Annotated in this window: 10 protein-coding genes; 2 read left to right on the top strand and 8 right to left on the bottom strand. The window is 64.7% G+C overall.

All coding sequences use genetic code 11. The features are described 5' to 3' along the window. Positions 1–45: 45 nt before the first annotated feature. From ACZ9A3_RS18020 to ACZ9A3_RS18035, 4 genes are all read right to left on the bottom strand, one after another. Positions 46–1,374 carry an OprD family porin gene (locus ACZ9A3_RS18020; RefSeq protein WP_093380064.1) on the bottom strand — a complete coding sequence of 443 codons (1,329 nt, stop codon included), beginning with the start codon at positions 1,372–1,374 and terminating at the stop codon, positions 46–48. A 100-nt stretch (positions 1,375–1,474) separates the two neighbouring features. Then, a complete protein-coding gene (locus ACZ9A3_RS18025; protein ID WP_476252969.1) occupies positions 1,475–4,639 on the bottom strand; it encodes a CusA/CzcA family heavy metal efflux RND transporter in 3,165 nt (1,054 codons plus the stop codon). A 13-nt stretch (positions 4,640–4,652) separates the two neighbouring features. Further along, positions 4,653–5,867, bottom strand: coding sequence for an efflux RND transporter periplasmic adaptor subunit (locus tag ACZ9A3_RS18030; RefSeq protein WP_093380059.1), 1,215 nt, complete (start codon positions 5,865–5,867; stop codon positions 4,653–4,655). Between the two features lie 37 nt (positions 5,868–5,904). Then, positions 5,905–7,158, bottom strand: coding sequence for a TolC family protein (locus ACZ9A3_RS18035; RefSeq protein ID WP_476252970.1), 1,254 nt, complete (start codon positions 7,156–7,158; stop codon positions 5,905–5,907). 204 nt (positions 7,159–7,362) lie between these two features. Between ACZ9A3_RS18035 and ACZ9A3_RS18040 the strand changes: the two genes are divergently transcribed. Both ACZ9A3_RS18040 and ACZ9A3_RS18045 read left to right on the top strand, forming a co-directional pair. Then, positions 7,363–8,037 (top strand): heavy metal response regulator transcription factor, encoded by a 675-nt coding sequence (locus ACZ9A3_RS18040; RefSeq protein WP_476252971.1) that lies wholly within the window; start codon positions 7,363–7,365, stop codon positions 8,035–8,037. Further along, a complete protein-coding gene (locus ACZ9A3_RS18045) occupies positions 8,034–9,425 on the top strand; it encodes a heavy metal sensor histidine kinase (RefSeq protein WP_476252972.1) in 1,392 nt (463 codons plus the stop codon). The genes ACZ9A3_RS18040 and ACZ9A3_RS18045 overlap by 4 nt, the downstream gene beginning before the upstream one ends. A gap of 81 nt (positions 9,426–9,506) precedes the next feature. Here ACZ9A3_RS18045 and pdxJ read toward each other — a convergent pair whose 3' ends face one another. From pdxJ to rnc, 4 genes are all read right to left on the bottom strand, one after another. Next, the gene (gene pdxJ / locus ACZ9A3_RS18050; RefSeq protein WP_267954166.1) at positions 9,507–10,232 is read right to left on the bottom strand and encodes a pyridoxine 5'-phosphate synthase; all 726 of its coding nucleotides are present in this window, start codon (positions 10,230–10,232) and stop codon (positions 9,507–9,509) included. Between the two features lie 63 nt (positions 10,233–10,295). Further along, positions 10,296–10,979: a DNA repair protein RecO gene (gene recO, locus ACZ9A3_RS18055; RefSeq protein WP_045197638.1), complete on the bottom strand. Its 684-nt coding sequence runs from the start codon at positions 10,977–10,979 to the stop codon at positions 10,296–10,298. Positions 10,980–11,036: 57 nt separating this feature from the next. Further along, complete coding sequence (gene era, locus ACZ9A3_RS18060; protein ID WP_045197636.1) at positions 11,037–11,939, bottom strand: GTPase Era; 903 nt, start codon at positions 11,937–11,939, stop codon at positions 11,037–11,039. Next, positions 11,932–12,621: a ribonuclease III gene (rnc, locus tag ACZ9A3_RS18065; protein ID WP_010220977.1), complete on the bottom strand. Its 690-nt coding sequence runs from the start codon at positions 12,619–12,621 to the stop codon at positions 11,932–11,934. The genes era and rnc overlap by 8 nt, the downstream gene beginning before the upstream one ends. Position 12,622 lies beyond the last annotated feature (1 nt).

Consider the following 12,622-nt stretch of genomic DNA (forward strand, 5'->3'; position numbering starts at 1 on the left):
CTAACGCCAAGGTGAGGCGGACATTACAGTGCTGCAAGATTCGCCTTACAGCACGCTCAGCGGATACTCGACAATCAGGCGCACCTCATCGAGGTCCGATTCGAATGCCGTGGCCCGGGTCGTGGCCTGGCGCACGCGCAGCGACAGGTCCTTGAGGCTGCCGGACTGCACCACATACTTCGCCTCGATATCGCGCTCCCAGCGCTTCTGCCCGGTCAGCGGGTTGCCCTCGGCATCGCGGCGCATGTACACGCCGTTGGCATCGGAGTAATCAATGCCGCTGCCGCGCCCGTAGCGGCTCATGAACGACAGGCCCGGCACGCCATAGGCGGCCATGTCGAGGTCGTAACGGAGCATCCACGAGCGCTCTTTCGGCGAGTTGAAGTCGCTGTACTGGATCGAGTTGTCGAGGTAGATCGAGTCGGACTGGCGCAGGTAGTCAAAATCGTTGTCACCCTGGTTGCGCTGGTGCGACAAGGCCAAGGTGTGGGCGCCGTAGCTGACACCGACGCGGGCGCTCCAGATGTCGTTGTCAAACGTGCCGAGCAGTTGCTGGCCCTCGTCCTTGGCCTTGTAGTAGTTGAAGCTGGTAAAGCCGGTGAGGTCGCGGGTGATCGGGTACTTGTAGCTGACTCCGGCGTAGTACTGGTCCCAGGCGTCCTTCAGGCGGCTGCTGTAGAGGCTCAGGCTGAGGTTGTCGGTGGCCTGGTAATCGCCGCCGAAATAGCCCAGCCAGGGCGAATCCACGGGGCCGGCGTAGAAAGTCACGAAACCGTCGCGGTTGTTGCTCGACAGCGGCTGGCTCATGGCATGCAGGCGCCCGCCCTGCACTTTCAGGCCAGCCAGGCTGGTGTTCTCCAGGGTCCAGCCGGTGAAGCTTTCCGGCAACAGCCGCGAGTCGCCGAAATGCACCACCGGGGTGGTCGGGAACACGTCGCCGAACTTGAGCTCGGTGTCGAACAAACGCGCCTTGATCGCGCCACCGAGCTTGCTGAAGTTGCTGGCGGTATCGCCATTGCGGTCCACCGGCAGCATGTCGAACGAACTGCGCCCGCCGCTGCGGCCATCGCCGCTGTCGAGCTTGAGGGCGAGCATGGCGTGGGCATCCAGGCCAAAGCCGACCGTGCCCTCGGTGTAACCTGACTCAAAGCGGGCGATAAAGGCCTGGGCCCAGGCTTCGGCGTAACCGGCCTTGCCGGTAGGCGATTGCTCACCGTTACGGTAGTCGCGGTTGAAATAGAAGTTACGGCTGAGCACCGTCAGGCTGCTGTCTTCGACAAAGCCTCCGCCTGCGGGCTGGCTGACGGCATTGGCGGTCGCACAACTGGCCAGGGCCAGGGCGCCGGTAAAACAGGCTGTGGATTTGTTCCCCATCTTCAACTCCTGATTATTGGCAGAGATACCCAAGGCGCCCGCAATGCGGGCGCCTTGGGTATCCTGACAAGGGCTGAATAACCCGAAGATGAGCGGCGAATTACAGTTTCGTCACCTCGGATGCGACCTCCTGCTCTTCATCCTTGCGGTGCGCCCAGTAATACAACGCCGGCAGTACCAGCAGGGTCAGCGCCGTCGACGAGAGAATGCCGCCGATCACCACAGTGGCCAGCGGTCGCTGCACTTCAGCACCGGTGCCGGTGGCCAGGGCCATGGGAATAAAGCCCAGGGATGCCACCAGGGCAGTCATCAGCACCGGGCGCAAACGCGTCAGTGCGCCTTCGTCGATCGCCTGGTGCAGCGAACGACCTTGCTCGCGCAGGCCGCGGATAAAGGCAATCATCACCAGGCCGTTGAGCACCGCGACCCCAGACAGGGCAATAAAGCCCACGCCCGCCGAGATCGACAAGGGGATATCCCGCAGCCACAGGGCAACCACCCCGCCGGTCAGGGCAAACGGAATGCCGGTGAACACCAGCAGCCCGTCCTTGAGGTTGTTGAACATCATGAACAACAGGCCGAACACCAGCAGCAACGCCACCGGCACCACCACTTGCAGGCGCTGCGCCGCCGACTGCAACTGCTCGAACTGACCGCCCCAGCGGGTCCAGTAACCGGCCGGAATGCTCACCTGGCTGTCGATGCACGCCGCCGCCTCGTCGACGAACGAGCCGATATCGCGACCGCGCACGTTGGCGCTGACCACCACCAGGCGCTTGCCATCTTCACGGCTGACCTGGTTGGGGCCTTGCACCAGCTCAAGGCTGGCGACATCGCTAAGGGTGATAAAGCCGATCTGGCCGCCACTGCCGCTGCTGGCCGGCACCGGTATCAACAACTGCGACAGGCCGTCGATATCGGTACGCAGGGTGTCGGACAAACGCACCACCATGTCGAAACGCCGATCGCCTTCATACAAGGTCCCGGCCTGGCGGCCGCCGACGGCCACGGCGATGGTGTCCTGCACATCGCCGACGTTGAGGCCATAGCGCGCGGCTTTGTCGCGGTCGACGTCGATGGTCAGCACCGGCAGCCCCGAGGTCTGCTCGACCTTCACTTCCGAGGCGCCCGGCACCGCCTGCAAGGTACTGGCGATCTTCGCCGCAGTGCTGTTGAGCACCGCCATGTCGTCGCCAAACACCTTCACCGCGACATCACTGCGCACCCCGGAAATCAGCTCGTTGAAGCGCAACTGGATCGGCTGCGACAGTTCATAGTTGCTGCCCGGCACCCGCGCGCTGGCACGCTGGATATCGGCGATCAGTTGCTCGCGGCTCTTGCCCGGATCGGGCCATTGCTCTTGTGGCTTGAGCATCACGTAACTATCGGAAATGTTCGGCGGCATCGGGTCCGAGGCGATTTCAGCGGTACCGGTGCGGGCGAACACCCGCTCTACCTCCGGCACCTGGCTGAGCACGCTTTGCTCCAGGCGCTGCTGCAACTGCACCGACTGGCTCAGGCTGGTGCCGGGCACGCGCAGGGCCTGCAGGGCAAAGTCGCCCTCGCTCAGGCTCGGCACGAACTCGCTGCCCATGCGGCTGGCCAGCACACCCGAAAGCAGCACGGTAATCGCGGCAAGGGAGAACGCCAGCGGGCGATGGCTCATGACCCATTTGAGCAGCGGCGCATAGCCACGCTTGGCGCTGCGCATCAGCAGGTTTTCGTCTTCCTTGACCTTGCCGGTGACGAACAGGGCGATGGCCGCCGGCACGAAGGTCACCGACAGCAGCATGGCGCCGAGCAAGGCGATGACCACGGTGAAGGCCATCGGGTGGAACATCTTGCCCTCGACCCCGCTCAGGGCAAAGATCGGCAAGTACACCACCATGATGATCAGCTGGCCGAAAATCAGCGGCCGGCGCGCTTCGCGGGCGGCATTGAAGACTTCGTGCAAGCGCTCGGAGCGGGTCAGCAGGCGGCCGTGATGCTGCTGGGCATGAGCCAGGCGCCTGATCGCGTTTTCAACGATCACCACTGCACCATCGACGATGATGCCGAAGTCCAGCGCGCCCAGGCTCATCAGGTTGGCACTGACCTTGTTGCTGAACATGCCGGTGAAGGTGAACAGCATCGACAACGGGATGACCATGGCGGTGATCAGCGCCGCACGGATGTTACCGAGGAACAGGAATAGAATGACGATGACCAGGATCGCGCCTTCGATGAGGTTCTTCTTCACCGTGGCGATGGCCTTGTCGACCAGGTTGGTGCGGTCGTAGACGGTGACCGCACTCACCCCTGGCGGCAGCGAGCGGTTGATCTCCACCAGCTTTTGCGCCACCGCCTGGGACACCGTGCGGCTGTTCTCGCCGATCAGCATGAACACCGTGCCGAGCACCACTTCGCGGCCGTTCTCGGTCGCCGCGCCGCTGCGCAGCTCACGGCCGATACCGACCTCGGCGACATTGCGCACGCGGATCGGCGTGCCGTCGACGTTGGCCAGGACGATATTGGCAATGTCATCGAGACCGGCCAGTTGCCCCGGCGCGCGGATCAGCAACTGCTCGCCACGGCGCTCGATATAGCCGGCGCCAACGTTGGCGTTGTTGCGTTCAAGGGCGGTGAGCAGGTCGCCCAGGGTCAGCTTGTAGGACGCCAGCCGTTTTGGGTCTGGGGCAATCTGGTATTCCTTGGCGAAACCGCCGATGGTGTTGATCTCCGCCACCCCGCGCACGTTGCGCAGTTGCGGCTTGATGATCCAGTCCTGGATCTCGCGCAGGTCGGTCGGCGTGTACGGGCTGCCATCGGCCTTGCGCGCATCGTCAGCCGCTTCGACGGTCCACAGGAAAATCTCGCCAAGGCCGGTGGAGATCGGCCCCATGGCCGCTTCAACGCCTTCGGGCAATTGTTCACGTGCCTGCTGCAGGCGCTCGTTGACCAGTTGCCGGGCAAAGAACAGGTCGGTGCCTTCTTCGAAAATCACCGTCACCTGCGACAGGCCCGAACGCGACAGCGAACGGGTCTGTTCCAGCCCCGGCAAGCCGGCCATGGCGGTTTCGATGGCGAAGGTAATGCGTTGCTCGGTTTCCAGCGGCGAAAAGCCCGCGGCCTGGGTGTTGATCTGCACCTGGACGTTGGTGATGTCCGGCACGGCGTCGATCGGCAGCTTCTGGTAGCTGGCAACCCCAAGCCCAGCCATCAGCAGCACCGCCAGCAGCACCATCAGGCGCTGTTCGATGGCAAATTGTATGAGGCGTTCGAACATGTGAGCTTCCCGGTCAGTGGGCGTGTTCGGCGCTGGCCTTGCCCAGCTCCGACTTGAGGATGAAGCTGCCCTGCGCCGCTACTTGCTGGCCGGCTTGCAGGCCCTTGCGAATCTCGACGAAACCGTTGGCACTGGCGCCCGGCTCAACCGCCTGGGCGATAAAGCCTTCGGCAGTGCGCACGAACACCGTGGGCTTTTCTTCCAGGGTCTGCAGGGCTTGGTCCGGTACGCTGAGGGCGGCGGCATACTGCTCGGTGGGCACCTGCACGGCGACAAACAAGCCGGGGCGCCAGGCCCCTTGCGGGTTGTCGAGGGTGACGCGCACCGCAGCGGTACGGGTCTGTTCGCCGAGCAGGCTGCCGACATGAGTAACCGTGCCACTCACCTGCTGGCCCAGCTCGCTGGCAACGATGGTCACCGGCATGCCGGCGCGCACCTTGGGCAGGTCACGGGGCGCCACGCCGAAAGTCGCCCAGACCCGCGACAGGTCCGAAAGGGTGAAGGCGGCGCTGGTTTCGTTGACCACCTCGCCCGGCACCAAGTGCTTCTCGACGATTTGCCCGGCAAACGGTGCGCGCAACTCGTAGCGGTTGCCGCCGGCCAGCACCACACTGCCGCTCAGGGCGCTGATCTTCTGCCGGGCATTGGCCTGGGCGATTTCTGCCTCTTGCAGGGTCTGGCGCGCCTGCTGGTAATCCTGCTCGGCGGAAATGCCCTCTTGCCACAGGTCCTTCTCGCGTTGGTAGCTGCTGCGCGCCAGTTCCAGGCGGCGCTGGCTGGCGGCCAGTTCACTGCGCTGCTCGGAGATCTGCGGGCTGGCGATCACCGCCAACAGATCGCCGGCCTTGACCTGCTGGCCGAGCACCACGGCGACCGACTCGACCACCCCGGCTGCGCGCGGCACCAGGTGCGCGGTGCGGTCTTCGTCGAAACGGATCTCGCCGGGCAGTGCCAGGCTGCGCTGCAGTTGGCGCGGGGCAACGGCGGCCAGCTCGATACCGGCGAGATCTATCTGCTCCTGGCTTAGGGTCAGCGCGCCCTCCTCTTCATGACCTTCTTCGGCTTGTTCCGCTTGGCCATGTTCCTCTTCTTCATGATCGCCTTCGGCATGGGCGTGGGCGGCGGCAGGGGCGGCGGCAACCGGGCCGCCCTGGCGCGCCAGCAGCACGCCCAGGCCCAGGCCGAGCAGCAGGGCCGCGACCAGCAGCGTGATGGACTTGTTGTTCATGCAGGTTCCTCAGCAAAGTGTCGGGTGATGGTCGCGATCAGCGACTGGCGAGGCTCAGGTCGCCAAAGATCCGTTCCAGGCGCACCCGTGCCTCGCTGCTCTGGGCCTGGGCCTGCAGGTATTGCAGGCGCGCAGCCACCAGGGTGCGTTGGGCGTCGAGTACATCAAGGAAGGCAAACTTGCCGCGCTCAAAGCCGCGGGTGGCGGCATCCAGCGCCTGCTGCGCCGAAGGCAGGATCGAGCGGTCGAAGGTCTGCACCTCGCTGGCCGCCGTGCTCCACTGCGCCAGGGCCTGGACCACTTCGCTGCGCAGGCGCAGTTCGGCGCCATTACGCTGGTCACGGGCCTGGTCGGCGCGCCGGGCAGCGGCCAGCACATTGCCCTGGTTGCGGTCGAACAAAGGAACCGGCACCGACAAGCCGACCACATTGATGCGCTCGCGGTCGGTTTCGCTGTACTGGCTGCCGACACTGACCGTCAGGTCGGGAATACGCTGGCTGCGGGCCAGGCCCAGGGCGGCTTCGCGCTGGTCGATCTGCAGGCGGGCAAGGCGCAAGTCGGCCGTCTGCTCCAGGCGATCGAGCAGCAGTGTGCGGCTGGGGATGTCGTTGTTCGCCTGCAGGCCGCCGTCAACGCGGCTGAACTGCACCCTGGCGGCGCCGGTGACGGCGGCCAGATGCTGGTAGGCAACGGTCAGCGCCTGCTCGGCGCGGCCCTGCTCCAGGCGCACTTCTGACAGTTGCACCTGGGCGCGGGTAGCCTCGACCGGCGAGGCGCTACCGGCCCTGACCCGGCCTTGCACCACTTGCAGCGCACGCTCGCTCAGGCGCAACGACTGCTCGGCCAGTTGCAAGCCTTCCTGGGCTTGGGCAGCGGCCTGGAAGGCAGCAATAACCTCAGCCCGCAGCACGTTGCGCTGGCGCTCCAGTTCCAGCGCCGCCAGCTCGGCATCGCGGCCGGCAACGTCCAGGCGCGCCCCCCGTTTGCCGCCCAGCTCGAACAGCTGGCTGACGCCAACGGTGGTGGTCTGCGAGCCTTTGCGGGTGTCTTCCACTTCCCAGCTCAGTTGCGGGTTGGGCAGTACACCGGCCTGGCGCCGCTCGCCTTCGGCAATGTCGATGCCCCAACGCGCCGCAGCCAGCTCGGGGTTGTTGTCACGGGCCGTCTGCAGCGCCGATTCCAGCGTTAATACGGGCTCCTGCGCCAGGGCCAGTGACGGCAAGGCCAGCAACAACAGGGCCAGCAATAGTCGGCCAGGGCCTGTGCCTGGCCGCTCCAGGGTGCAAAACATGGCGGACTCCTGCGCCGTGATCGGAGCCCGCACTCTAGTAATCGGGGTTTATCGCCAGGATGACTCAAGTATTACAAATCTGTAATCCAGGCAAACCGCAGGCGCGGATGGCTTAGTATCCGCCGCTCAATGCACTCCAGCGCTTGACCTTACAGTTACTACAGGGTTGAGAATCAGCGCCTTTCACTGCCAACGAGTCATCCCATGCGTCTACTGATTGTCGAGGACGAACTGCGCACCGCCGAATACCTGCAACAGGGCCTGCGCGAAAACGGCTACATCGTCGATTGCGCCCACACTGGCGCCGACGGCCTGCACCTGGCGCGCCAGCAGGCCTATGACCTGGTGATTCTCGACGTCAACCTGCCCGAGCTCGATGGCTGGACCGTGCTGCAGCGCCTGCGCGCCGAGTCCAGCACGCGGATCATGATGCTCACCGCCCACGGCCGCCTGGCCGATCGGGTCAAGGGCCTGGACCTGGGCGCCGACGATTACCTGCTCAAGCCCTTCGAGTTCCCCGAACTGCTGGCGCGCATCCGCAGCCTGTTGCGGCGCAACGACCAGGCCCTGCAACCGAATACCCTCAAGGTCGCCGACCTGGAGCTGGACCCCAGCCGCCACCGCGCCTACCGCAGCGGCCAGCGCATCGACCTGACCGCCAAGGAGTTCGCCCTGCTGCACCTGCTGATGCGCCAGAGCGGCGAGGTACTGTCGCGCACACAGATCATTTCGCTGGTCTGGGACATGAATTTCGATTGCGACACCAACGTGGTGGAAGTGTCGATCCGCCGCCTGCGGGCGAAAATCGACGATCCTTTCGAAAACAAGCTGATCCACACCCTGCGCGGCGTCGGCTACGTACTTGAGGCCCGCGAATGAAACCTGCGCGCCTGTCGCTGCGCCTGGGCCTGAGCGTCAGCCTGATGGGCGCGGCGCTGGTGCTGCTGCTCGCATGCCTTGCGGTATTTGCCCTCGACCATGAGCTGGACAGCCGTGCACGCAAGCACCTGGCCAACAAGATGGCGCAGATCGAACACAGCCTGACGATTGACCTCAAGGCCGCCGACCTGGGCACGCCGGTGCATCCGTTGCTGGATGTGGTCATGGGCCACGACAACCTGAGCCTGAGCGTCATTGCCCTGACCGGCCGTCACTCAGCCCTGCTCACTCTGGGCCCGGCCCTGGAAGCCAACGCCTTGCTGCAGATCGAAAGCGGCCCGCACCTGGCTTTCAGCCCCTGGCGCGACCAGGACGGCGAACACCTGCTCACCGCCTCGCGGCTTATGCGCCTGCAGGACGGCACCCTGGCGCGGGTGCTGCTGACGGTCAATCGTGCCGACGACCATGCCCTGCTCCAGGCCTACCTGGGCTCGACTCTGTGGGCCTTGCCGCTGCTGCTGGTGCTGATCGGCCTGGGCGCCTGGAAGCTGGTCCAGCGCGGGCTGCTGCCATTGCGCCGTTTTCGCCGGGTGGCCGAACAGGTCTCGGCGCAAACCCTCAGCCACCGCCTGCCGGAAACCGGCCTGCCGCAAGAACTGGGCGATCTGGCCGGTGGTATCAACATCATGCTCGACCGCCTGGACGACGGCGTGCAGCGGTTGTCGCAGTTTTCCGACGACCTTGCCCATGAACTGCGCACGCCCATCGGCAACCTGATGGGCAAGGCCCAGGTCACCCTGACCCGCGAGCGATCCAACGAGCAATACCGTGAAGCGCTGGAAAACAGCATCGAAGAGCTGACCCGGTTGAATCGCATCATCAACGACATGCTGTTCCTCGCCCAGGTCAGCCAGCCGCAGGCGCAGGTGCCGCTCAAGCCGGTGGTGCTGGCCGACGAGGTGCAGCGGGTTTGCGAACTGTTCGAATGCAACGCCGAGCAAAAAGGTATTGCCCTGCGCGTACAGGGCTGGGGCACGGTGCTGGGTGATCGCTTGATGGTGCAGCGGGCGCTGTCGAATCTGCTCAGCAATGCGATTCGCCATGGCGATGAGGGCCAGCCGATCAACATCGCGATTGAACGCCGCGACGGCTCGGTGTGGGTATCAGTGGAAAATCGCGGTCCCGGTATTGCCGCGATGCATTTGCCGCACCTGTTCGAGCGCTTTTACCGCGTGGGCTCGGGGCGCTCGCGCCTGGAAGGCGGTACCGGGCTGGGGCTGGCAATCGTGCGCTCGATCATGCAGGTGCATGGCGGGCGGGTTGAGGTGCAGAGCGAGCTGCAGGGGGTGACGCGGTTTAGCCTGGTGTTTGCCGATCAGGTTGGCTGATCGGGCCGGCTCCCACAGGGTTGCTTACTTTGTGGGAGCTGGCCTTGCCGGCGATGGGCTGCAAAGCAGCCCCGGACAATCTCAGTGCCGGCTGGCCGCCAGAATCAGCGCCTTCATCTCCGCTACCGCCGACTTGAAGCCAACGAACAGCGCATGGGCCACCAGCGCATGGCCGATGTTCAGTTCGTTGATGCCCTTGATCGCCGCCACCGCTTCAACGTTGTGGTAATGCAGGCCGTGACCGGCATTGACGATCAGGCCCTGGCCGAGCCCAAAGGCTACGCCGTCGGCCACGCGCTTGAGCTCTTCAGCCACTTCGCTCGGGGTTTGCGCATCGGCATAACGGCCGGTGTGCAGCTCGATGGCCGGCGCACCGACACGGCGCGAGGCTTCGATCTGGCGCTCGTCAGCATCGATGAACAAGGACACTTCCGCGCCCAGACGCGACAGGCGCTCAACCGCAGCCTTGATCCGTGCTTCCTGGCCGGCGACGTCCAGGCCGCCTTCGGTGGTCAGCTCCTGACGGGTTTCCGGAACCAGGCAGATGTGCGCCGGGCGAATGCGCTCGGCAAACACCATCATTTCTTCGGTGACGCCCATTTCGAAGTTCATGCGCGTCTGCAGCACATCCTTGAGCAGCAGCACGTCACGCTCCTGGATGTGCCGGCGGTCTTCGCGCAAGTGCACGGTAATGCCATCGGCACCGGCTTCTTCGGCGTCCAGCGCGGCTTTGACCGGGTCCGGGTAGCGGGTACCACGCGCCTGGCGCAGGGTCGCCACGTGGTCGATGTTCACGCCGAGCAGCATGCGGTTGCTTTGAGTCACGAAGAGGCTCTCCTGAAGATTGAGCCCCACAGCATACGACGTTGTTCAGCGCTTGCGAAACAGTTCGCGACTGACCAGCGGCCGACCGCCCAGGTGTACGGCCAGGGCCTGGCGCATCAGGCGCTTGGCGGCGCCCAGGGCACCGGGGATTTCCCAGGCGGCTTCAGCCATGGCCAATAGCTCGGCACCGTTGAACAGCCCCGGCTGCAACAGGTAGACGCGCTCGAGCCCGGCATCGACCTGCAAGCGGTACAGGCCATCGACCGCAAGGGGATCGCCGTTGACGTCGTGATCGAGAGCGAAGGCATAACCCAGTTCGTCCAGCAGGCGCCACTCGAACGCCCTCAGCAGCGGCTCCAGCGGGCGACCGGCGGCCAGCGCCTGCAAGGTCGCCGCATAGTGCTCGAATACCACCGGATGCGGGTCTTCAGCCGGCAGCAGGCGAATCAGCAACTCGTTGAGGTACAGCCCGCTGAACAGCGCATCGCCGTGCAGCCAGGCAGCGACACCGACGCTGTCCAGACGGCCGACGTTCTTCAGCTCGCCGCGGCCGCGAAACTCGACTTCAAGCGGGACGAACGGCCGCACCTGGCTGCCGCCTTTGCCACGGGCACGGCGCATGACCGCGCGCAGGCGTCCTTGCGGGGTGAGGAAATCCACCAGCGCGCTGGTTTCACGGTAGGCCCGGCTGTGCAGCACGTAGGCCGGTTGGCCAACTGGCAGTTCCATGAGCGGCGCTTCAGAAAAGGTTCGACCCGGCGGCGGACGCTACCGGGCCTGGAGCGATCAGAGGTCGCCGTAGCCCAGCGAGCGCAGGGCGCGCTCGTCGTCGGACCAGCCACCCTTGACCTTGACCCAGAGGTTGAGCATGACCTTGGCGTCGAACAGCACTTCCATGTCCTTGCGCGCCTCGGAGCCGATGCGTTTGATCCGCTCGCCCTTGTCGCCAATGATGATCTTCTTCTGGCCGTCACGCTCGACCAGGATCAGCGCATGGATGTGCAGGATCTTGCCCTGCTGCTTGAACTCTTCGATCTCGACGGTGATCTGGTACGGCAGCTCGGCGCCGAGTTGGCGCATGATCTTCTCGCGCACCAGTTCCGCGGCCAGGAAGCGGCTGCTGCGGTCGGTGATCTGGTCTTCCGGGAAGAAGTGCTCGTTTTCCGGCAGGTGTTTGGCGATCAGCCCTTCCAGTGCCTCGAGGTTGTGCCCCTGCTGGGCCGAGATCGGCACGATTTCGGCGTTCGGCAGTTGCTCCTGCAGCCATTGCAGGTGCGGGATCAGGTCGGCTTTCTCTTCGATCCGGTCGGTCTTGTTGATCGCCAGGATCACCGGGCCCTGCACGTACTGCACGCGCTCGAGCACCAATTGGTCTTCGTCGGTCCACTTGGTGCGGTCAACCACGAAGATCACCACGTCGACGTCCTTGAGGGCGGCCGAAGCGGTCTTGTTCATGTAACGGTTGAGCGCCTTTTCGTTGCTCTTGTGCATGCCCGGGGTATCGACGTAGATCGCCTGCACATCACCTTCGGTCTTGATCCCGAGCATGTTGTGGCGGGTGGTCTGCGGCTTGCGCGAGGTGATTGCGAGCTTTTGCCCGAGGATGTGGTTGAGCAGGGTCGACTTGCCGACGTTCGGGCGGCCGACAATGGCGACATAGCCGCAGCGGGTAGTGTTGGTATCAGTCATTGCCATTCTCCACGCCCAGGGCGATCAGTGCTGCGGCGGCCGCGACTTGCTCGGCGATACGCCGGCTGACGCCTTGCCCTCGGCTTTTTTCAGTCAAAAGGGTCACTTCGCATTCGACGAAAAACGTCCGGCAATGGGGTTCACCTTGAATATCCACCACTTCGTAGCGCGGCAGTTCGCAGGCCCGCGACTGCAGGAATTCCTGCAGACGGGTTTTCGGGTCCTTGTTGGTATCGACCAGGGTCAGGCTTTCGAATTCACCCGCCAGCCATGCCAGTACCCGCTCGCGAGCGGTCTGCATGTCCGAATCCAGGTAGATGGCGCCAATCAGCGCCTCCAGGGCATCGGCCAGGATCGACTCGCGGCGAAAACCGCCGCTTTTCAGCTCGCCCGAACCCAGGCGCAGGTATTCGCCCAGGTCAAAGCCCCGGGCCAGTACCGCCAGGGTCTCGCCCTTGACCAGCCGCGCACGCAGGCGCGACAGCTGGCCTTCGCGGGCCTGGGGGAAGCGCTCGAACAGCGCTTCACCGGCGACGAAGTTGAGGATCGCATCGCCGAGGAACTCGAGGCGTTCGTTGTTGCGCCCGGCAAAACTGCGGTGCGTCAGGGCCAGCAGCATCAGCTCCTGGTTCTTGAAGGTGTAGCCGAGCTGGCGCTCGAGGCGGCTCAAGGAAACGCTCACA

It is taken from the genome of Pseudomonas sp. TE4620, assembly GCF_056279045.1.

Excerpts from the sequence above, each read along its gene's own strand:
- ACZ9A3_RS18020 (WP_093380064.1), bottom strand. The coding sequence starts at position 1,374 with ATGGGGAACAAATCCACAGCCTGTTTTACCGGCGCCCTGGCCCTGGCC.
- ACZ9A3_RS18025 (WP_476252969.1), bottom strand. The coding sequence starts at position 4,639 with ATGTTCGAACGCCTCATACAATTTGCCATCGAACAGCGCCTGATGGTG.
- recO (WP_045197638.1), bottom strand. The coding sequence starts at position 10,979 with ATGGAACTGCCAGTTGGCCAACCGGCCTACGTGCTGCACAGCCGGGCC.
- era (WP_045197636.1), bottom strand. The coding sequence starts at position 11,939 with ATGACTGATACCAACACTACCCGCTGCGGCTATGTCGCCATTGTCGGC.
- ACZ9A3_RS18030 (WP_093380059.1), bottom strand. The coding sequence starts at position 5,867 with ATGAACAACAAGTCCATCACGCTGCTGGTCGCGGCCCTGCTGCTCGGC.
- ACZ9A3_RS18045 (WP_476252972.1), top strand. The coding sequence starts at position 8,034 with ATGAAACCTGCGCGCCTGTCGCTGCGCCTGGGCCTGAGCGTCAGCCTG.
- ACZ9A3_RS18040 (WP_476252971.1), top strand. The coding sequence starts at position 7,363 with ATGCGTCTACTGATTGTCGAGGACGAACTGCGCACCGCCGAATACCTG.
- pdxJ (WP_267954166.1), bottom strand. The coding sequence starts at position 10,232 with ATGCTGCTCGGCGTGAACATCGACCACGTGGCGACCCTGCGCCAGGCG.
- ACZ9A3_RS18035 (WP_476252970.1), bottom strand. The coding sequence starts at position 7,158 with ATGTTTTGCACCCTGGAGCGGCCAGGCACAGGCCCTGGCCGACTATTG.